We start from the raw sequence: 20,133 nt of genomic DNA on the forward strand, positions 1-20,133 counted from the left end.
TTTAGTTCCATACTTGATTCCTTGAGGAATTCGTAGTGTTTACAAAATCTGTTCTGGGAGTGAGGCAATATGGAAGTGATCCATCTTGACCATTCAGCAATACCGGCCATGAAAGAGCAGCATGTCATGGCCATCGGTTTTTTTGACGGTGTCCACCTTGGTCATCAGGAACTCTTGAATGAAGCGCGGAACCTGGCTGAAAGGAAGGGATGCAAGTTTTCTGTCATGACCTTCAGCCCACATCCCAGCGAAGTGGTCAGAAAGAACAGCAGCTTCCGATACCTTATGACTTTGCCGCAAAAAGTTGCAAAGATGAAGCGGCTGGGCATCGACACGCTGTTCATTACAAAGTTCGACTTGAACTTTGCATCACTTCGACCAACAGAATTTGTTCAAAAATATATCAGGGATATCAATGCATGCCACGTTGTGGTGGGTTTTGACTTCACTTTCGGATTCAAAGCCCAGGGAGATGCCGAACTGCTGAAACAGGAGTGCTCCAATGAATCTTGGGGAGTCAGTGTCATTTCGAAGAAAAAGTGTGCTGAAGAGAAAATCAGTTCCACACGCATCCGGAATATGGTGAAGGCAGGCGAATTTTCCTCTATTCCAGAGTGTCTCGGAGAGCACTACAGTGTTCGTGTGGAAGTTGATGCAGGGGAAACGGCATGCCACTATATGGTTCATGCCGACCCAAAGGCCACTCTACCGGTGTCAGGAGATTACGATGTAGAAGTGACGATATCCCAGGGGAAGAAACATGGCCGTTTGAAGATACATGAGGGAAGAGCAATAGAACTCAGGATGCTTACCCCGTTGGAAGAGAGCAAGGATGGCTATGAAATGGCATTTATTAGAAGAAGCCCGGAAACACAAAGAAATACAATGGAAAGAATGGAGGAGATTGTATATGGATAGCAGAGAATTCCGTAATGCAATGGGCAGGTTTGCTACAGGTGTGACTGTAATCACATCGAGTGACGGCAAAGAAAACTACGGGATGACGGCAAATGCATTCATGTCCGTTTCACTTGAACCAAAGCTGATTACGATTTCAATAGACAACAATGCAAACATCCTGGATAAGATCAAGACTTCCGGACAATTTGCAGTCAGTTTCCTCTCTGAGGAGCAGCAGGACATCTCTATGCATTTTGCAGGTCAGAAAAAGAAGGATGATCCGATTGATTTCGATGAAATCGAAGGTGTACCTACGATAAGGGGATCCCTCGCATCTGTAGTGTGTGACGTCGACCAGTCCATAGTGGTAGGGGACCACACGATATTCATCGGAAAGGTTCTTGATCTGAAACTTTCCGACGGTCAGCCGCTCACATTTTTCTGCGGAAGATATGGAAGCTATCAGGAGAACATACACGTATAGAATAGAGCGAATTACATTTGAAGTGCATGCAGCGCGATGATGCTGAGTGTTAAGGGACAACGTATCGATAAAAATTAGGAGATGATTTTGTGGCAAATCAACAGACGCAATCAGTAGCAGACCAACATACTAAACTCGCCAAGGAGCTTCAGGATGTGAAGCTATACATCGATGGGAAGTTTGTAGAGGCTGAAGATAATGGCACCTTTGAAAATATCAGCCCTTTCACGAACGAAACGATGAACAATATCGCTTCAGGACAGGCTGCAGATATCGACAAGGCGGTCAAGGCAGCACATAAAGCATTCAAAGGCGAATGGGGCAAGATGAAACAGTCGGAGCGTCTGGACTATGTCTACAAGATCGGCGATCTGATTGAGGAACATGTAGAAGAGATAGCACTGCTTGAGGCGCTGGATACCGGACTGCCATTAAGCCAGACGAAGAAGCAGGTTTCACGCTCAGCGAACAATTTCAGGTTCTATGCTGATACTGTAAAAAGCCAGATGTATGGTGAAACCTATCAGGTTGATGACGAGTTCATCAATTATACTGTGCGCACGCCTGTAGGTGTAGCCGGACTCATCACTCCTTGGAATGCGCCGTTCATGCTTGAGACATGGAAGATCGCCCCTGCTCTTGCTACCGGCAATACAGTTGTATTGAAGCCGGCAGAATGGTCTCCGCTGACTGCGAACCGCATGGCGGAAATCATCGACCAGGCTGGCTTGCCGGACGGTGTATTCAATATTGTACATGGTTTTGGTGAAACAGCAGGAGATGCATTGGTCAAACATAAAGATGTAAAACTCATTTCCTTTACAGGGGAAACGACTACAGGCTCCACCATCATGAAAAACGGAGCAGATACTCTGAAGCGCTTTTCCATGGAACTTGGAGGCAAATCCCCAATCATCGTCTTCCCGGATGCCGACTTGGACCGCGCGCTCGATGCAGCGACATGGGGCGTCTTCTCCTTTAATGGAGAACGATGCACAGCGAACTCCAGACTTTATCTGCATGAAGATATCGCGGAAGATTTCGTTGCAAAGCTGAAGCAGCGTGTTGAAAACATCAGGGTGGGAGATCCACTGGATGAATCCACACAAGTTGGACCACTCATCAAGACCGAGCATTATGAAAATGTTAAGAGCTACATTGAAATAGCGAAAGAAGAAGGCTGTGAAGTGGTGAGCGGGCATATTCCTGAGGAGTTGAGCCGTGGGAATTATGTGGCACCGACGATGCTGCTGAATGCCGAAAATGATATGAGGGTGGTACAGGAAGAAATATTTGGACCTGTCATTGCCGTCATGACTTTCAAAGATGAAGAAGAAGTTATCGAAAAGGCGAACGATGTCGAGTACGGTCTGGCCGGATATGTATGGACTAATGATATCAAACGTGGGCACCGCGTCGCTCATGCTGTTGAATCCGGTATGCTTTGGGTGAATGCCCAGAATGTCCGTGATCTGAGGACGCCGTTTGGCGGTTCCAAGAACAGCGGAATCGGGCGTGAAGGCGGATACTACGCTTTTGAATTCTATACAGAACAGAAAATCATCCATGTAGCAATTGGAGATCACCACATTCCACAATTCGGGATTTAAATATAGTGTTTGAAATATGAGAGGGGAAAACATATGAATTTTGATATCAAACGTACTGGCCGGGCTGTATTGCATGTAACTGATCTGGAGAAATCCAAGGAGTTCTACGAATCATTGGGTCTCATCGAGACGGAGTCCGATGATGAGAATGTCTTCTATCGGGCGATAGAAGATCATAACCACCATTGTCTGTGGCTCAGGAAAATGCCTGAAGCGGCAGTTGAAGTCATCAGTTACAGAGTGGATTCAGAAGAGGACCTGGATAAGCTCGCTGATTTCTTTGAAGCTGAAGGCACAGAAGTGATCTGGATGGAAAAAGGCATGCAGCCTGCAATAGGGCGTACGCTGCGTGTACAGGATGTTTCAGGAATCCCTTGCGAATACTACTGTGAAATGGATAAGGTGGAGCGTATGCTCCAGCGCTTTGATGTCCATGTGGGAGCAAAAGTCCAGAGGATCGATCATTTCAACTGTGCAGTGGCGGATGTCCAAAAAGCCTATGACTACTATATAGACAAGCTTGGTTTTGCTTGTTCAGAGTATACGACGACAAAAGGCAGCGACGAAGTGTGGGCAGCATGGCTTCACCGCAAGCCCGGCGTCCATGATACAGCGTTCATGAACAGCATCGGACCGAGACTGCATCATATCGGCTTCTGGCTGAAGGATCCGATGAGTCTGATCGACGGCTGTGACTACCTTGCAGCAAAAGGCCTTGCACCGACAATCGAGAGAGGGCCGGGCAGACATGGCCTCTCCAATGCATTCTTCCTCTACTTGAGGGACCCGGACGGCCACCGCATCGAATTGTACAATGGAGACTATTACACAGGGGATTCCGATTTTGATCCTGTGGAATGGGACCTTGACGATCCGCAGCGCCAGACTTTCTGGGGGCATGAAGCACCGGACAGCTGGTTTGAAGAAGCTTCCACATTCCTGAATGTATATACAGGAGAAAAAGTGGAGACTGAACAGCCGAAGCTCGATAAAAGAAAGCCGAATACAATCATCTGATCCAAAAAGGATATGAAAGTGGCATTCAATAATAATATCAGGAGGTTCATTATAAATGAGTAATCAATATGAAGATATCAAGCAGAGACTAAGAGGGTCGATCTGTCCGGTCATCACACCTTTCAAGGCCAACGGGGACATTGACTTTGAGAAGCAGGCTGAACTGATCGAATATCAGCTGGAAAATGGTACACACGCCATTTCTGTAACAGGCACATCAGGAGAGCCGAGCTCCTTGACTACAGAAGAGCGGGTACAGGTGATGGAAAATGCAATGAAGGCCATTGATGGACGTGTGCCGTTTGCACCTGGAACCGGTTCTGTAAACCACGACGAGACAATGTATCTCACCAAAAAGGCCGAGGAGATGGGTGCAGATGCTGCGATGGTGATTGTTCCCTACTACAACAAGCCGAACCAGGAAGCGCTGTATCAGCATTTCAAGACAGTGGCGGATTCTGTAGATCTTCCGATCATCATTTATAACATTCCTGGGCGTACTGCACAGAATATGACGGTACAGACGATGGCGAGACTGGTCAAGGACTGCCCGAACATCGTCGGTGCAAAAGAGTCCAACAAGGACTTTGAACATGTAAACCGTGTAATGCTCCATTGCGGTAGGGATTTCCTCCTCTATTCAGGAATCGAACTGCTTTGCTATCCAATGCTGGCAATCGGAGGCGCGGGTTCCATCAGTGCGACAGCGAACGTGGAACCTGCCAAAGTGGCTGAAATGCATGATGCATGGGAAGCAGGAGATATCAAAAGGGCGCAGGATCTTCATTTCGAGCTGATGAACCTGAATGACGTGCTGTTCAAAGATACCAACCCAGCGCCTGTCAAAGCGGCACTCGGCATGATGGGTATGATAGAGCCTGTCCTCAGGATGCCTATGGGACTGCCTTCTGAAGAACTTCAGGAGGAAATCAAGGAAACATTGGTGGAGTACGGTAAGCTGGCAAAACAAAATTCATAATCCAACCATAAGGGGAAGGATAGGACCAGTACATGCTGGTCTCTTTCTCTTTTTACAAACTGACTAAAGGAGAATGCAGGAATATGGCAAACATCAAATTCAAACACCAAGGCATACAGTTGATGCAGGAAGCTCTGTTTGAAGCACCAGATAGTGTGATGCTTGATGCAGAACAGCATAATATTTCAGAGTTCAATTTTGATGTCCCGATTAACGGGACAGTCTATGGCGCACTCCTCAATTTCAAGGGTGCCTACGCGCAGTATGAGGGTCAATTGAATGACGACCCCTATAAAGCACCTCCAAAAGCACCAATACTCTATATCAAACCGATCAATACATATATCGGGGACGGGGAAGCTGTACCAATGCCGCAAAGTGAAGAAACGCTCTCAGCAGGAGCTGCTCTGGCAGTGGTCATCGGAAAGACGGCGACCAGACTTGAAAAATCAAATGCCCTCGATCATGTAGCGGGGTATACGATCGTCAATGACATCAGCATTCCGCATGAAAGCATCTACAGGCCTGCCTACAAGGAAAAGGCAAGGGATGGTTTCTGTCCGATCGGTCCATGGATAACAGAGAGGGATTCTGTCGGTGATCCAAACGCTTTAAAAATTTCCGTGTATGTAAATGGAGAGCTCAAAGCTGAAAATAACACATCCAACCTCATTCGTTCAGTAGAAGGACTTCTGGCGGACGTTACTGAGTTCATGACGCTCTACGAAGGGGATGTTCTGCTGGTCGGTGTACCTGAAGACATGCCGTTGCTCAAGGCCGGGGATACGGTCAAAGTGGAAGTGGAAGGCATCGGTGTTCTGGAGAACGAAGTATTGGATGAGAATCAAGTGGCAGGAGGCAAAAGGAAATGAAGCATGCAAGAATCGCAGTAGACGGTTTGATTCATAATGGTGTGGAGACGGAAGCAGGTATAAAGCTCGAAAATGGCAGGGTTGTCCAGGAGAATGATGTGGTCTGGCTCCCTCCGGTCCAGCCCCAGACGGTCTTCACCCTTGGTCTCAACTTTGCAGACCATGCGGCTGAGCTGTCCTTTAAGGAAGCGCCCAAGGAACCGCTCGTATTCCTGAAGGGGCCGAACACTTTCATAGGCCACCGTGGGAAGACATACCGTCCTTCAGATGTGACATTCATGCACTATGAATGTGAGCTTGCTGTAGTGATTGGAAAAGCCGGGAAGAACATCTCCAAGGAAGATGCCTATGATTACGTAGGCGGCTATACAGTAGCCAATGATTATGCCCTGAGGGACTATCTTGAAAACTATTATCGTCCCAATCTTAGAGTTAAAAACCGTGATACGTGCACACCAATCGGCCCATGGTTTGTAGATAAGGAGGATGTGGAGGATCCGATGAACCTCAAGCTGCGTACCTTGGTGAACGGAGAGGTCGTACAGGAGGGCACTACTTCAGATATGATTTTTTCAGTCCCTGACCTCATAGAATATCTGAGCAGCTTCATGACCTTGAACAAAGGTGACATCATTCTTACCGGTACACCTAAAGGGTCTGTTGATACTAAAGTCGGGGATGAAGTGATCACTGAGGTTGAGGGCGTCGGCCGTCTCGTCAATACCATCGTAGGTGAAGAAGCGGATATCAAGCAGTAGATCATCCAACATAATTCAAGGAGGAACTGTAGATGCCACATCTCTATATAGAATACACATCCAACCTGAAGGGCGCGTTCGAAGTGGACGCGCTCCTCGAACAGGCAAATGCCTCCCTGCTCTCCCATTCGGATGTCATTCCAATCGGGGGCTTGCGTACAAGGGCGATCGAAATTGCAGATTACCGTGTTGCAGATGGTGCTGAGGATAATGCGTTTGTGCACATTACATTAAAGCTTGGCGGTGGACGCTCTGAAGCGGTCAAGAAAGAGCTGTGCGACGACCTTTTCAGTACCATTACAGACTACTTTGAACCAATATATCAAAAAAGGTATCTTGCCCTCTCAATGGAGTTGTATGAATTTACGAACCCAACGTACAAGAAGAATAATATTCACGGAAGATATAAAAAATAACAGCAGGTAGTGGAGGCATGTTAATGGCAAATGTTGAAATGTATATCAATGGCGAGTGGACTGGGAAAGAACTTGAACAGATGGATGTCACCAATCCGGCCACGGGCGAAACGATCGCTTCCGTCCCCAAGGGAGGGAGTGATGAGGCCAGAGCTGCTGTGGATGCAGCAGCTGCAGCATTGAAGGAATGGCGGGCGCTCACAGCTGAGGAACGCAGTGCCTACCTTTTCAGATGGCATCAGCTGATTCATGAACATAGGGAAGAAATTGGCAGGATCATGACCGAAGAGCAGGGAAAACCGTTGAAGGAAGCAATCGGTGAAGTGGATTATGCCAATGGTTATATCTCCTGGTATGCAGAGGAAGGCAAAAGGATCTATGGGGACATCCTACCGGCCTCCCATAGGCACAAGCGTTTATTCGTGACAAAACAGCCGGTTGGTGTCGTTGCGGCAATCACCCCTTGGAATTTTCCGGCTGCCATGATTACGCGCAAGGTGGGACCGGCGATGGCTGCGGGATGTACCGTGGTTGTAAAGCCAGCCTCCCAGACTCCGTTGACTGCCTTCAAACTGGTCGAATTGGCAGAAGCTGCCGGTGTGCCAAAAGGTGTGATCAACGTCATCACCGGGAGCTCCCGTCAGATTGGGGAGGTGTGGACCCAGGACAGCAGGGTCAGAAAGCTCACCTTCACAGGATCTACAGGAGTCGGCAAGCAGCTGATGAAGGATTCGGCGGATACCATGAAGAAGATATCTCTAGAACTTGGAGGGCATGCACCTTTCATCATCACAAAAGATGCTGATTTGGATAAAGCGGTAAATGGGGTGGTCATGTCTAAATTCCGCAATGCTGGTCAGACATGTGTCTGTACCAATCGGGTATATGTACATACTTCTATAGAGGAAGCATTCAACGACAAGCTCAGGGAGACAGTCTCTGGTTTGAATATGGGCAATGGTCTTGAATCAGATACCGATATCGGCCCGCTGATTGATGATTCTGCAGTGGAGACAGTAGACAATCAAGTGAAGGATGCGGTGGACAGAGGAGGTACGCTGGTATGCGGAGGCGATCGGGGCGAAGGGCTGTTCTATCAGCCGACTGTCGTTACCGGCGTTTCTGATGAGATGCTCTGCATGCATGAAGAAACATTCGGGCCATTGCTGCCGGTCACCGTGTTCCACGATGAGGAAGAAGTGATAGAGCGTGCCAATAATTCTCCATATGGATTGGCGGCCTATGTCTTCACAGAAAAGATCGGTGAAGCAATCAGGATCAGTGAAGCGTTGGAATATGGCATCATTGGACTGAATGACGGCGGACCGTCGACACCACAGGCACCATTCGGCGGCTTCAAGGAAAGTGGCCTTGGAAGAGAAGGCGGCTATTATGGTATAGAAGATTACCTGGAAACGAAGTACATTTCATTGAGCTTTGAATAGAAGACGAAAAGGAGCCTTCTGGTAATTATGAAGTAGGATCCATAGGCTGATACTCACTATTTGGTATAGGAGCCAGCATCGAAATATGCTGGCTCCCATCTATGTTAATGCCCTATTCTGCCCCAGCAAGCCAATCAGTTTATCAATTATTTGAAAATTGTGATATAATCTTGGGTACATTATATACTGATGGGGGTAATTGGGATGAAGCTTTTGACTTTTTATAGTGATGGAAAACTCAAACCAGGGGTACTGACGAAAAAAGGTGTCCTGGACATCTCGGGGTCCTATCCGACATTGATCGAGGCCATTGTACGCTATAAAGGTTTGGAAGAGTTTCTGCAGTTTGCACTCGAAGAGGGATGCGAATCCTTTCTGGACCCCCGCAAAGTGGATCTGGGTCCCGCAATAGACTGTTCTGAAAAGATCATCTGTGTGGGCCTGAACTATAGGAAACATGCAGAAGAGTCGAATATGCCGGTGCCCGACTATCCAATCCTCTTCAGCAAGTACAGGAACAGCCTGTCCGGAAATGGGGAGACGGTCGGAATTCCGGCAGAAGCCTCCCAGGTGGACTATGAGGCGGAGCTCGCCATCATCATCAGCAGGGAGGCCAAAGACATCAGAGAGGAGGATGCCGAAGACTATATTTTCGGCTACAGTGCCGCGAATGACCTGTCTGAACGGTCATTTCAATTCAGAAGCGGCCAGTGGCTGCTCGGCAAGAATCTGGATGGCTTCTGTCCATTGGGTCCATACCTGGTCACCCAGGATGAAATCGAAGACCCGAACAAGCTGCGCATCAGCTGCAGCGTCAATGGAGAAGTACGGCAGGATTCCAATACGAATGACATGATCTTCAAGTGCGAGAAGCTGGTCAGCTATATTTCACACTATATGACGCTGAAGCCGGGAGACGTCATTCTCACGGGAACACCGGAAGGCGTCGCCATGGGTCATGAAGAAGGTCATCGTCCATGGCTCCAGGATGGTGATGAGGTCACCGTCGAAATCGAGCAGCTGGGCAGGCTCACCACATATATGGAAGCGGAGTAGAAAGCATTCCATTTGATTTGTTTCCGAATGAAGCGCAACATGGAATCATAGACATTTGAGGAGGCGAATATGTAATGAGAATATTGGTGATTGGCGCAAACGGCCAGATCGGCAGAATGGTTGTCGAAAAGCTGAAGGAGAGCGAGCATGACCCAGTCGCTATGGTGCGTAAGGAAGCACAGGCGGAAGCATTACACGAACAGGGAATAAAGACCGTCATCGGCGACTTGGAGAAGGATTTTTCTCACGCTTTTGAAGACATCGACCTCGTGCTGTTCACGGCTGGTTCCGGTGCGAAGACGGGTGCCGACAAGACGATCCTGATCGACCAGGAAGGCGCGATGGAATCGATCGACCTTGCCAAGGCGCATGGTGTGAAGCACTTTGTGATGGTCAGCGGCATGGGTGTTGAAAACCCAAGGCAGGCGGACGATAAAATGCGCCCATACATGCATGCCAAATTCCGTGCGGATGAGCACCTCAAAGCATCCGGCGTCCCATATACCATCCTCCGTCCGGGACTTCTGACGAATGATGACGGCAAAGGCTCGGTGGACTTCTATGAATATGAAGGGGAGACACGCTACGGGGAAGTGCCGCGTGCAGATGTCGCAAGCGTACTCGTTGAAATCATCAATGCGAAACCTGAGAACAAGCTCTATTATCTCATCAGCGGGGACACCCCGGTTGCTGAAATCCTATAGACTCATATCGATGATCGACCCGGCTGAGATGCCGGGTTTTTATTATTCATCAATGTAAACGGTTTCATAAAATAAAAATTCAGAAAATGTAGAATATTTTGTGTGGAAGTGTTAATGTATCGGTAATTATATCTTGGCATCCGCTCTGGAGCGGGCCTGGAACCAATCATAAGGAAGGTGATTGAATGAAGCAGAAGACACGGGAACCGATCACGAACTACAGGATATGGATCGGCTTCCTCATCATTTTCATCCTGTTGAATCCATGGTATTTCCCATCCGGAGATCCGGTGCTGGTCTATGGCGTACCGCTCTGGGCATTGGTGATCATGGGAGTGACGGTCGTGCTGTCGCTCTACATCACATATGTCATCCGGTACCACTGGGAGATTGAGGACGAAGAAGAATCAGGAAAGGAGGAGAAGTAGATGGAACTGGCGTTTTCAGGGACGTCCGGCATTCTGATCATGCTGTTCTATGGCATCATCATGCTGCTGATCGGCGTCGGGACATATATGAGAAACAAGAACGTACATAGCAGTCTGGAAGAATATTACCTCGAGGCAGGGGGCTCGGGACGATGGTCCTGTTCTTCACCTTCTTCGCCACCCAATACAGCGGCAATACGGTCATCGGCTATTCGGCTGAGGCGTACCGCGTCGGGTATGCGAACCTCGTGAGCATACCGTTCTTCATCATGATCATCCTCGTCTACCTGCTGTTTGCACCGAGGATGTACAAACTGAGCAAGAAGCATAATATCGTGACACCGGTGGATTGGCTGGAGATGAAGTTCGAATCGAAGGCCGTCTCCATACTCGCAGCAATCATCATGCTGTATGCTCTGGGAAACTTCCTGCTCGAGCAGCTGATTGCAATCGGTCAAGGTGTTGCAGGGCTGACGGGTGGTACGGTGCCATACCAGGCGGGCGTCATATTCTTCATCGTCATCATGGTGGTATATGGCTGGCTCGGCGGCATGCGTTCGGTCGCCTATACGGATACGATGCAGGGCATCGCGCTGCTCGTCGGCGTATTCATGCTGTTGATCGGCACAATCGTCTACTTCGGTGGCCTGCCGGCAGCTGGAGACTACATCCGGACATACTCCCCTGAAAACCTTGGTGTACCGGAGGGAGGCGGACTGGTCCGGTGGACCAACTTCCTCATATTAGTCGGTATCGGGGCGGCGGTCTATCCGAATGCCATTCAGCGGATCTTCTCCGCCAAGAGTGAACGGTCGCTCAAACGGTCGCTTACCCAGATGGCATGGATGCCGTTTTTGACGGCAGGTGTCGTGTTCGTCATCGGTATACTCGCCTATACCGCCTTCCCGGACCTCAGTGTGGAGGAATCTGAACAGATCGTCGGCATGATGGCCAGCGCCATCGCCAATGAGAACATCATCTTCTATATCGCGATGGTACTGCTGTTCGGCGGTATCATTGCAGCCATCGTCTCTACTGCAGACTCTGTGCTGCTTACATTCTCATCCATCGTATCGAAGGATATATACGGACGGTACATCAATCAGGAGGCTTCCGACAACAAGAAGATAATGGTCGGGAAGATCGTCGGTGTCATCGCGGTGGCATTCCTGCTGATGGTCGCATGGAACCCGCCCGGCACACTGTATCAGGTCTTCGTTCTCAAGCTTGAAATCCTTGTCCAGGTGGCACCGGCCATCATACTTGGCCTCTACTGGGAGCGGAGTCATGCGAAATCCGTGTTTGCCGGCATGCTCACCGGTGCACTGGTTGCGGCGGTATTCACATTTGCCGGCCTGACGCCACTCGGCATCTTCAGCGGCGTATGGGGACTCATCATCAACCTGTTCATCTATATCGTGGGCAGCTTCGCTTTCGGGACTGCTTCAGCAAAAGAGAGTATAGCTCAAGTTGAAAGCAGCGATGCCACACAGGCAGTAAGATGAATATAAAGCAACGAAGTAGGTGCTTTTTTGATATCGACATTAAATTGGAAGTCCTTTCACTTTTATTGACAGAGGGTAAAGGCACATAATACATTTACACTAAGTGTATATGTAATAATTTCGGGAGGCTCACCCTCTGCACATATCGGCTTATGAATTTCATTCAGTTAAGAAAGGATAGGTGGGATATCAATGACAGTACTTGGCAGAATCAAGGAGCATAAAATGATAGGCATACTGCGCGGTTATGATACGGAAGATGCGGTGAAAATTGTCGATACCCTCGTAAAGAATGATTTCAGGGTCATTGAAGTGGCGCTCAATTCCCCAAACTCATTGAAGACGCTGAAAGTGCTCAAGGAAAAGTTCGGCGATGAAATCATTCTTGGTGCCGGAACGGTGCTGACTGTGGAGGCTGCGAAGGAATGTGTGGCGATTGGCGTCCAATTCCTGCTCTCCCCGGCATACGGTGAACGGGTGCTTCAATATGCAAAATCACGCGGCATCCTATACATTCCAGGGTGCTATACGCCGACGGAAATCTACGAGGCCTATCTGGCTGGAGCGAAGATGATCAAGGTTTTCCCAGCTGGGCAGCTGGGTGCAACCTATATCAAGGATGTGCTTGGACCGATGGATGATCTGGTGCTGCTCCCTACAGGAGGTGTGAATCCTGACAATATCCGGGCTTACTTGAATTCAGGAGCTCAGGCGGTCGGGGTAAGTTCCGCCATCATCCCGCCAAACCGTCCAGTTGATGACGCGCTGCTAGAAGAAATCGGTGAGCGGGTTCATAAGATGAAAGGTGAAGTAGAGTAAAGAAAAGATGGTCTGCTTCTTCCGGTTTATGAGAGACCTGATCAGTCGTGTCATCAGCATTTTCATATAGAATGAAGTTACGACCCCATGCCGCGCATGGGGTTTTTGTATACACAGCCAAAAAGCCATATAATAGAAGGAACAGGAAATAAAAAGGGGGAATCGCCATGAAGAAGTATATGATGGGTCTGGATCTCGGCACGACTGCAGTCAAGGCGGTGCTGTTCAATACGACCGGCGAATACATAGACAAGGAAACGCAGCATTACCCGCTTCACACGCCGGATGTCCATATTGCAGAACAGGATCCGGATGAGATCCTGGAGAAGTCGATGGAGGCGATTAGACTGCTCGTCAAACGCAACCGTTGCGGCAGCAGCATCGAATTCATCTCCTGTTCATCTGCGATGCACAGCCTGATCCTACTCGACAAGTCGGGGAGCCGGCTGACCGAATGCATCACCTGGGCCGATAGGCGCAGTGAGGAGGTGGCAGAGGAATGGGGGACGGAGCGCGGCGTCGGAATCTACAGGCGGACCGGCACGCCGATCCATCCGATGAGCCCGTTCATCAAGCTGCTTTATTTCAAGGATGCACATCCTGAGCTGTACAGCCAGATCGGCAAGGTGGTCGGCATCAAGGAATATGTGCTGCATCATCTGACCGGTGTCTATGAAGTCGACAAGTCCATCGCGAGCAGCATGGGCATGATGAATCTGGAGACTTCCCAGTGGGACACGGAAGTGCTTGAAATCCTCGGGCTGAACACGGCGCAGCTGCCGGATATCGTCGGGACGACGAAGGTGTATCCATCCCTGAACAGGATGCATGAAAAGCTCGGCATCGCTGAAAAGACGAAGATCATCACCGGTGCAAGTGACGGGGTGCTTGCGAACCTCGGCGTCAATGCCATCCAGAAGGGGGATATTGCGATCACCATCGGTACGAGCGGGGCCATCCGTACGGTCATCGATGCCCCGAGGACGGATGTGAAGATGCGTACATTCTGCTACCACCTGACGGACGATCACTATGTCATCGGCGGGCCCGTGAACAACGGCGGCGTCGTCCTGAGGTGGATCCGCGACGAGCTGTGCACGGAGGAAGTCGGTGAAGCGGCATCCTCCGGCAAGGACCCATACGAAGTGATGACACAGGCGGCAAAGGAAGTCAGGCCGGGAAGCAACGGGCTCATCTTCCACCCCTACCTTGCAGGGGAACGTGCACCGCTCTGGAATGCAAAGGCGGTCGGATCCTTCTACGGCCTTACCTTGTCGCATGAACGGAAGCACATGATCCGTGCTGCGATGGAGGGTGTGGTCTACAACCTCTACAGTGTATACCTGGCCCTCCGCGAGCAGATGGACAGTGTAGGCAGCATCAAGGCGAGCGGCGGTTTCGCCAGAAGTGAAATGTGGAAACAGCTTATGGCCGACGTGTTCGGTGAACAGCTGACGGTGCCGAAATCATATGAAGCCAGTGCATTCGGTGCCTGTCTGCTTGGCCTGTATGCCATTGGTAAAATGAAGGATCTGGACGAAGCCGCACAGTTTGTCGGGGAAAGTGATGCATATGTTCCTGAAGAAGCGGTATATATGAAGTACCAGGAGATCATGAGCGTTTATATCGAGCTTGGGCGCGCGCTGGAACCATTCTACAACCGGATGGACGAAATCAGATGAGGAGGGCGGTACAATGAATCTGCACCAGTTTTTCATGCATTTCCTGCAGGAGAATGAACTCGTACGTGCCAATCTGATCAATGACCGCTCCTTCGAGTCGATCGAAGCGCTTGTAGACTATAAGGAAGCGGAAGTGGGCGGCCTGGACGTCCGCTCGCCTGTAGCGGGTCTACTGACGATGACCGAGGTTGAACTCATCAGCCATCTGGTGGATATCGGGAGTGATGATCATCTGCACCATGTGGCGTATGATGTCTCCAGCTATCCCGTCCTGATCGACCATCAGTACATACTTGAGGCGGGTGACGGGGCAGGCGTCATCCATCATGACATCATCCAGAACCTGCATGCCATATTGAAGGAGAGCGGCATCCTTCCAGGGCATCCGATGTACATCCATAAGGATGAACCTTTGGATCTCGAGGAGGTGCGCCAGCTCGACCGCATCTATAAGGGTCCGATCTACTGGCTGTACGACAATCTGACATGGCGTACGCTGCGCGCGACCTTGAAGCGGCTCAATGTCGAGCCGGATGGCCATCAGAAGGAGGACTATCTGAGGCACATCACTTCAGTCGTCACCCACCCGAAATATCTCGAAGGCATCCTGCTTCATCTCGGCTTTGAAGAATACACGCTCATCAGGGAGAATGTCGAAAAAGGCTTCAATGTCTATGAAGCAAACTCGAGGTGGGAGGCGGCAAAGGAGGTCGGACTGCTCGTCAAAGTCCATGCCGACTACTATGTCATGCATGAGGCGGTGCGCCAGGCGCTTGCAGAGGTCAATTTCAGGACGGTTGAAGAAAAACACAGGCGCAGCCCGCAGCCTGCCGGACGAAAGAAGCGGGGTGGGGACTACAATGCCTATGTCATAGACCTCACCATCAAAGATATCGATTTTAGGATCAGAAGGGAGCTCACCGTGCCGGCCGGCATCAATTTTTTCGAACTGCATCTCGTCATCCAGAAGGCGATGGGCTGGCAGCGCAAGCATGATACCGCGTTCAGGACAGGGGACATCACGATATTCGAAACGATGCACCAGCTGAAGGAAGCGGAGCAGGAAGGCAGGCAGATGGCGGCAAGTTTCACTCAGATCGATGCGGTATTCGACCAGTTCAACCCGCTTGAATATGTATACGGGGACTCCTATCGTGTGGCGGTTGATCTACAGGATACGGCGAACATCCACCGGGCCATTCCAATGATACGGAATTATGAAGGCCCGGCGCCGATCGAAAATATCGGGGGTGCCGCACGGCTGCCCGGGATACTTGAGATTCTTGAGAATCCGAAGCACCCTGATTATGCAGCAACATATGAGAAGGTGAGGGCCACAAACTATCGGGAGCGTTATCCCATCACGGCCATCAACCATCAGATCGAGAAGCTGTTTGCCAAATCCCATCCGCTGACGGAGTTCAACGCGAATGGGATGGATATATAATTTCATTTATCAGAGGGGGAGTCAGATGGAACATCGGAAAATTCACAGGCTGTTCACTGGGAAAGTCAAAAAGGCGGGCCACAGCGATGCGGAGAACAAGATGGATCAGGAATGGGAGAGCGGCATATTCAAGGAACCCACGGAAGGCCCGGTATATCTAACCAAAACGGGCTTTGAAGGGGATGAGGTCGCTGACAAGAAGAATCATGGGGGCCCCGAAAAGGCGGTCTTCGTCTACCCGGTCAGACATTATGAAGAATGGAAACGCGAACTTAATGCAGATATCCCCGTTGGCGGTAATGGGGAAAACTTTGCGGTTTCAGGCATGGATGAATCGAATGTGTGCATTGGCGATACATTCAAGGTTGGAGAAGCAATCGTTCAGGTTTCGCAGCCGAGACGGCCATGCTGGAAGCCTGCCCGGCGCCACAAGGTCATCGATCTTGCCCTCAGAATCCAGAAGACAGGACGTACAGGGTGGTACTTCAGGGTGCTCAAGGAGGGTCGTGTCGAGGCGGGGGATACATTCGAAAGGATGGAACACCCGTGCCCGGGGTGGACGATCGAGGCATGCAATGAAGTGATGTACAATCAGACCAGCAACATCGGTCTTGCGGAGAGCTTATGCGCATGTGAATATCTCGCCGACAACTGGAAAAAGACGCTCAACAAGCGTCTGCAGGGCAGTGAGGGCAGCAGTGAACCGCGCGTTTTCGGCCCGAACAGGTGACGTAGTGAGAAGGGAGCATACCATCATGGCATTGCTCCCTTTTCCCAGTTTTTGCAGAAGTGGATAGTATTTATTCCAAGTTGCTTGCATCAAGCCAATGACTTGTATAAGGTCTGGAGAACCCTCAAATGCCCTCCTTTATAAAGGGCGCAATCAATTTTATGGACTGCTTTTGTAGAAGTTTATAGCTTGAAAGTTTCGGAGAGGGGCATTCGGGGAAAATCATAGACTGTCAGGCTTTAAATCGTCCTGAGAATAAGATAAAATATGTTATAAGGAGACATTCGATGATTGTACTCCAGGCGCTGTAAATGAAAGCGCTTTTTTATGGTGCATTCATCACAGTATCCAATTAAGCGAAATGAAGGAGGAAGTATTCAATGGTAGTACCGTATCACGCAGAACCAGCGACAGATTTCACAAAAGAAGAGAACAAGAAGGCCTTCCGGGAAGCCCTGGAACAGGCGAAGAATGATTTTGGCGTCGAACGTCCAATCATCGTCGGCGGTGAGCATATAGAGACGGAGGATAAGATCACATCCTACAACCCTTCCGATAAGGAGCAGGTCATCGGTCATGTATCGAAGGCGACAGTCGAGCATATCGACCAGGCGATGGAAGCTGCGGAAGAGGCATTCGAGAGTTGGAGCGAATGGGATCCGAAAGAGCGTGCTGAACTATTCATCAGAGTAGCGGCAATCATCAGACGCCGTAAGCATGAATTCTCCGCACTGATGGTGCATGAAGCGGGGAAACCATGGAATGAGGCTGATGGGGATACAAATGAAGGCATCGACTTCATCGAATACTATGCACGCTCCATGATGGAACTTGCAGACGGCAAACCGACCCTAGACCGTGAAGGGGAGCACAACAGATACTTCTACCAGCCGATGGGGCCGGGTGTGACGATCACACCATGGAACTTCCCATTCGCAATCATGACGGGCACAACCGTGGCACCGGTCATTGCCGGGAACACTGTTCTGTTGAAGCCGGCGAGAGATACGCCATTGATTGCTTACAAGTTGATGGAAGTGCTTGAAGAAGCGGGACTGCCAAAAGGCGTCGTCAACTTCGTTCCAGGTGATGCGAGTGTCATCGGCGACTACATGGTCGACCACCATAAGACACACTTCATTACGTTCACGGGCTCCAAAGCGACCGGCCTCCGCATCAACGAGCGCGCAGCTGTAGTACAGGAAGGGCAGGATTTCCTGAAACGCGTCATCACGGAAATGGGCGGTAAGGATACGATCATCGTCGATAAGGATGCGGATCTGGACCTTGCGGCAGATGCGATCGTCAATTCCGCATTCGGATTCTCCGGCCAGAAATGTTCTGCGGGATCCCGTGCGGTCATCCACAAGGATGTCTACGATGAAGTGCTCAAGAAATCTATTGAACTGACTGAGGAACTGACAGTCGGCAACCCGGTGGACGAAACCTACATGGGGCCGGTAATCAGCAAGAAGCAGTTCGATACGATCAGTGAATATATCGAAATCGGAAAAGAAGAGGGCGTATTGAAAATTGGAGGAGAAGTGGACGACTCCAAAGGCTACTTTATCCAGCCGACGATCTTTGCAGACTTGGATCCGAAAGCCCGCATCATGCAGGAAGAAATCTTCGGACCGGTCGTGGCATTTGCGAAGGCAGAAGACTTCGATGAGATGCTGAAGATCGCCAACAACACCGAGTATGGACTGACGGGTGCCGTCATTACGAACACACGTGAACACTGGCATATCGCGTGCCGCAAGTTCAATGTCGGCAACCTTTACCTGAACCGCGGATGTACGGCAGCTGTAGTGGGTTACCACCCATTCGGCGGCTTCAAGATGTCCGGTACAGACCAGAAGACCGGCAGCCCGGACTACCTTCTGAACTTCCTCGAGCAGAAGGTCGTATCAGAAATGTTCTAGAACGATAATAAACATGGAGAGTGGTGGAAGGCTCAAGCAGCCTCCCACCACTTTTTTATGCTTTACCCTCACTCTGCTATAGCTATAGGCTATGGCCAACCATGAATATTATCAGTTATACCATATCCGACTTCCCATGCTAAGATTAAATCAACAAATACATAGAGGGAGTGGTTGACGATGACAGTAATCAATAAAGTGGGAGTGCGAAAAGAAACACCTTTCAGGTTTGATAATGTAGGCAGTTTCCTGAGACCGAAAACATTGAAAGTGGCACGGAAAGCATATCAGGAGGACAGGCTGACACAAGAAGAACTGACGCTGATTGAAGACGAAGCCATCCGTGACCTTGTGAAAAAGCAGAAGGAAATCGGCCTCAAGGCCATTACTGATGGAGAATTCCGCCGCTCCTGGTGGCACCTCGACTTCATGTGGGGACTGAACGGTGTGGAGAAGGTGGATGTTGATAATGGGTATAAGTTTGAACACGAAGAGACACGTGCAGAGTCCGCAAGACTGACAGGAAAGATCAGCGGCGAGGGTCACCCATTCGTCGAACATTTCAAGTTCATCCAGCAGTTTGCCGATGAAGAAGTGATCGCAAGACAGACGCTCCCGGCACCGGCACAGTTCTTCGCCGAACTGCAGCGTCCTGAAAATATTGAAGCGACACAAAAAGTCTATCCGGATACGGAAGCGCTCATTGCCGACATAGCATCAGCCTATCAGACGGTCATCAGCGAACTGTATGAAGCCGGCTGCCGCAGCGTCCAGCTTGATGACTGCACGTGGGGCATGCTGGTGGATGAAGGGTACTGGGACTGGGCGAGCAAAAACACCAATGAAACGGTGGAAAGTCTGAGCAGGCTTTACGTTTCCCTCAACAACGGGGCGATTGAAGGCCACCCCGAAGACCTCGCCATCACAACGCATGTATGCCGTGGCAACTACCATTCGACTTGGGCTTCCTCCGGTGCATACGACACCGTAGCTGAAATCCTTTTTGGCGATGAGAAGGTCGACGCCTATTACCTCGAATTCGATACCGAACGTTCCGGCGGTTTCGAGTCACTTGTCAATGTCAGCGACGACAAGCTCGTCGTCCTCGGCCTCTTCTCCTCCAAAGTGGGGACACTTGAGGACAAGGAGGAGATCAAGGCGCGCATAGAAGAGGCTTCCAAATATGTGCCGCTCGAACGTCTGTGCGTCAGTCCACAATGCGGATTCGCCTCTACCGAAGAGGGCAACATACTGACTGAAGAAGAGCAGTGGAATAAATTGTGCCTCGTGCGCGAAGTTGCAGCAGAAGTCTGGGGGAAATAAAGAGAAGGTGGGGATATCCCCACCTTCTTTCTG

At 50.0% G+C, this 20,133-nt stretch carries 19 protein-coding genes; all 19 read left to right on the plus strand.

Translation table 11 applies throughout. From position 1 onward, the window contains the following. Positions 1-69 precede the first annotated feature (69 nt). The 19 genes from LLU09_RS07850 (at position 70) to LLU09_RS07940 (ending at position 20,100) form a co-directional block, all read left to right on the plus strand. Positions 70-918: an FAD synthetase family protein gene (locus LLU09_RS07850; protein WP_228311265.1), complete on the plus strand. Its 849-nt coding sequence runs from the start codon at positions 70-72 to the stop codon at positions 916-918. Continuing rightward, on the plus strand, positions 911-1,384 hold the full coding sequence (locus tag LLU09_RS07855; protein ID WP_040106179.1) for a flavin reductase family protein: 474 nt from the start codon (positions 911-913) through the stop codon (positions 1,382-1,384). The genes LLU09_RS07850 and LLU09_RS07855 overlap by 8 nt, the downstream gene beginning before the upstream one ends. 89 nt (positions 1,385-1,473) lie before the next feature. Next, on the plus strand, positions 1,474-2,994 hold the full coding sequence (hpaE, locus tag LLU09_RS07860) for a 5-carboxymethyl-2-hydroxymuconate semialdehyde dehydrogenase (protein ID WP_040106178.1): 1,521 nt from the start codon (positions 1,474-1,476) through the stop codon (positions 2,992-2,994). Between the two features lie 33 nt (positions 2,995-3,027). After that, positions 3,028-4,011 (plus strand): 3,4-dihydroxyphenylacetate 2,3-dioxygenase, encoded by a 984-nt coding sequence (gene hpaD / locus LLU09_RS07865; protein ID WP_228311266.1) that lies wholly within the window; start codon positions 3,028-3,030, stop codon positions 4,009-4,011. Between the two features lie 55 nt (positions 4,012-4,066). Then, the gene (gene hpaI / locus LLU09_RS07870; RefSeq protein ID WP_222998657.1) at positions 4,067-4,990 is read left to right on the plus strand and encodes a 2,4-dihydroxyhept-2-ene-1,7-dioic acid aldolase; all 924 of its coding nucleotides are present in this window, start codon (positions 4,067-4,069) and stop codon (positions 4,988-4,990) included. Positions 4,991-5,073: 83 nt separating this feature from the next. Continuing rightward, positions 5,074-5,862, plus strand: coding sequence for a fumarylacetoacetate hydrolase family protein (locus LLU09_RS07875; protein WP_228311267.1), 789 nt, complete (start codon positions 5,074-5,076; stop codon positions 5,860-5,862). After that, positions 5,859-6,620, plus strand: coding sequence for a fumarylacetoacetate hydrolase family protein (locus LLU09_RS07880; RefSeq protein ID WP_228311268.1), 762 nt, complete (start codon positions 5,859-5,861; stop codon positions 6,618-6,620). The genes LLU09_RS07875 and LLU09_RS07880 overlap by 4 nt, the downstream gene beginning before the upstream one ends. Positions 6,621-6,652: 32 nt before the next feature. Then, the gene (locus tag LLU09_RS07885) at positions 6,653-7,036 is read left to right on the plus strand and encodes a 5-carboxymethyl-2-hydroxymuconate Delta-isomerase (protein ID WP_228311269.1); all 384 of its coding nucleotides are present in this window, start codon (positions 6,653-6,655) and stop codon (positions 7,034-7,036) included. 23 nt (positions 7,037-7,059) lie between these two features. Next, positions 7,060-8,481 (plus strand): NAD-dependent succinate-semialdehyde dehydrogenase, encoded by a 1,422-nt coding sequence (locus tag LLU09_RS07890; protein WP_228311270.1) that lies wholly within the window; start codon positions 7,060-7,062, stop codon positions 8,479-8,481. Positions 8,482-8,685: 204 nt separating this feature from the next. Next, a complete protein-coding gene (locus tag LLU09_RS07895) occupies positions 8,686-9,537 on the plus strand; it encodes a fumarylacetoacetate hydrolase family protein (RefSeq protein WP_228311271.1) in 852 nt (283 codons plus the stop codon). Positions 9,538-9,611: 74 nt separating this feature from the next. Next, a complete protein-coding gene (locus tag LLU09_RS07900; protein WP_228311272.1) occupies positions 9,612-10,241 on the plus strand; it encodes an SDR family oxidoreductase in 630 nt (209 codons plus the stop codon). Between the two features lie 185 nt (positions 10,242-10,426). Further along, positions 10,427-10,669, plus strand: coding sequence for a hypothetical protein (locus tag LLU09_RS07905; protein WP_228311273.1), 243 nt, complete (start codon positions 10,427-10,429; stop codon positions 10,667-10,669). A gap of 152 nt (positions 10,670-10,821) precedes the next feature. Continuing rightward, the gene (locus LLU09_RS07910; RefSeq protein ID WP_255620797.1) at positions 10,822-12,174 is read left to right on the plus strand and encodes a sodium:solute symporter family protein; all 1,353 of its coding nucleotides are present in this window, start codon (positions 10,822-10,824) and stop codon (positions 12,172-12,174) included. Positions 12,175-12,366: 192 nt separating this feature from the next. Next, positions 12,367-12,993, plus strand: a complete 627-nt coding sequence (locus LLU09_RS07915) for a bifunctional 4-hydroxy-2-oxoglutarate aldolase/2-dehydro-3-deoxy-phosphogluconate aldolase (RefSeq protein WP_094906205.1) — start codon at positions 12,367-12,369, stop codon at positions 12,991-12,993. A 167-nt stretch (positions 12,994-13,160) separates the two neighbouring features. Then, positions 13,161-14,675, plus strand: a complete 1,515-nt coding sequence (gene gntK / locus LLU09_RS07920; protein WP_228311274.1) for a gluconokinase — start codon at positions 13,161-13,163, stop codon at positions 14,673-14,675. Between the two features lie 13 nt (positions 14,676-14,688). Then, positions 14,689-16,122: an IS1096 element passenger TnpR family protein gene (locus LLU09_RS07925; protein ID WP_228311275.1), complete on the plus strand. Its 1,434-nt coding sequence runs from the start codon at positions 14,689-14,691 to the stop codon at positions 16,120-16,122. A gap of 25 nt (positions 16,123-16,147) precedes the next feature. Beyond that, positions 16,148-16,852 carry an MOSC domain-containing protein gene (locus LLU09_RS07930; protein ID WP_228311276.1) on the plus strand — a complete coding sequence of 235 codons (705 nt, stop codon included), beginning with the start codon at positions 16,148-16,150 and terminating at the stop codon, positions 16,850-16,852. 380 nt (positions 16,853-17,232) lie between these two features. Further along, positions 17,233-18,777, plus strand: coding sequence for an L-glutamate gamma-semialdehyde dehydrogenase (gene pruA, locus LLU09_RS07935; RefSeq protein ID WP_094906211.1), 1,545 nt, complete (start codon positions 17,233-17,235; stop codon positions 18,775-18,777). 180 nt (positions 18,778-18,957) lie between these two features. Next, positions 18,958-20,100 (plus strand): 5-methyltetrahydropteroyltriglutamate--homocysteine S-methyltransferase, encoded by a 1,143-nt coding sequence (locus LLU09_RS07940; protein ID WP_228311277.1) that lies wholly within the window; start codon positions 18,958-18,960, stop codon positions 20,098-20,100. Positions 20,101-20,133: the final 33 nt, after the last annotated feature.

It is taken from the genome of Salinicoccus sp. RF5, assembly GCF_020786625.1.
Classification (GTDB): Bacteria; Bacillota; Bacilli; order Staphylococcales; family Salinicoccaceae; genus Salinicoccus.

What these genes read in the sequence shown, in the direction of transcription:
- LLU09_RS07850 (WP_228311265.1), top strand. Translation starts at nt 70, where the DNA reads ATGGAAGTGATCCATCTTGACCATTCAGCAATACCGGCCATGAAAGAG.
- LLU09_RS07855 (WP_040106179.1), top strand. Translation starts at nt 911, where the DNA reads ATGGATAGCAGAGAATTCCGTAATGCAATGGGCAGGTTTGCTACAGGT.
- hpaD (WP_228311266.1), top strand. Translation starts at nt 3,028, where the DNA reads ATGAATTTTGATATCAAACGTACTGGCCGGGCTGTATTGCATGTAACT.
- hpaI (WP_222998657.1), top strand. Translation starts at nt 4,067, where the DNA reads ATGAGTAATCAATATGAAGATATCAAGCAGAGACTAAGAGGGTCGATC.
- LLU09_RS07875 (WP_228311267.1), top strand. Translation starts at nt 5,074, where the DNA reads ATGGCAAACATCAAATTCAAACACCAAGGCATACAGTTGATGCAGGAA.
- LLU09_RS07880 (WP_228311268.1), top strand. Translation starts at nt 5,859, where the DNA reads ATGAAGCATGCAAGAATCGCAGTAGACGGTTTGATTCATAATGGTGTG.
- LLU09_RS07885 (WP_228311269.1), top strand. Translation starts at nt 6,653, where the DNA reads ATGCCACATCTCTATATAGAATACACATCCAACCTGAAGGGCGCGTTC.
- LLU09_RS07890 (WP_228311270.1), top strand. Translation starts at nt 7,060, where the DNA reads ATGGCAAATGTTGAAATGTATATCAATGGCGAGTGGACTGGGAAAGAA.
- LLU09_RS07895 (WP_228311271.1), top strand. Translation starts at nt 8,686, where the DNA reads ATGAAGCTTTTGACTTTTTATAGTGATGGAAAACTCAAACCAGGGGTA.
- LLU09_RS07900 (WP_228311272.1), top strand. Translation starts at nt 9,612, where the DNA reads ATGAGAATATTGGTGATTGGCGCAAACGGCCAGATCGGCAGAATGGTT.
- LLU09_RS07905 (WP_228311273.1), top strand. Translation starts at nt 10,427, where the DNA reads ATGAAGCAGAAGACACGGGAACCGATCACGAACTACAGGATATGGATC.
- LLU09_RS07910 (WP_255620797.1), top strand. Translation starts at nt 10,822, where the DNA reads ATGGTCCTGTTCTTCACCTTCTTCGCCACCCAATACAGCGGCAATACG.
- LLU09_RS07915 (WP_094906205.1), top strand. Translation starts at nt 12,367, where the DNA reads ATGACAGTACTTGGCAGAATCAAGGAGCATAAAATGATAGGCATACTG.
- gntK (WP_228311274.1), top strand. Translation starts at nt 13,161, where the DNA reads ATGAAGAAGTATATGATGGGTCTGGATCTCGGCACGACTGCAGTCAAG.
- LLU09_RS07925 (WP_228311275.1), top strand. Translation starts at nt 14,689, where the DNA reads ATGAATCTGCACCAGTTTTTCATGCATTTCCTGCAGGAGAATGAACTC.
- LLU09_RS07930 (WP_228311276.1), top strand. Translation starts at nt 16,148, where the DNA reads ATGGAACATCGGAAAATTCACAGGCTGTTCACTGGGAAAGTCAAAAAG.
- pruA (WP_094906211.1), top strand. Translation starts at nt 17,233, where the DNA reads ATGGTAGTACCGTATCACGCAGAACCAGCGACAGATTTCACAAAAGAA.
- LLU09_RS07940 (WP_228311277.1), top strand. Translation starts at nt 18,958, where the DNA reads ATGACAGTAATCAATAAAGTGGGAGTGCGAAAAGAAACACCTTTCAGG.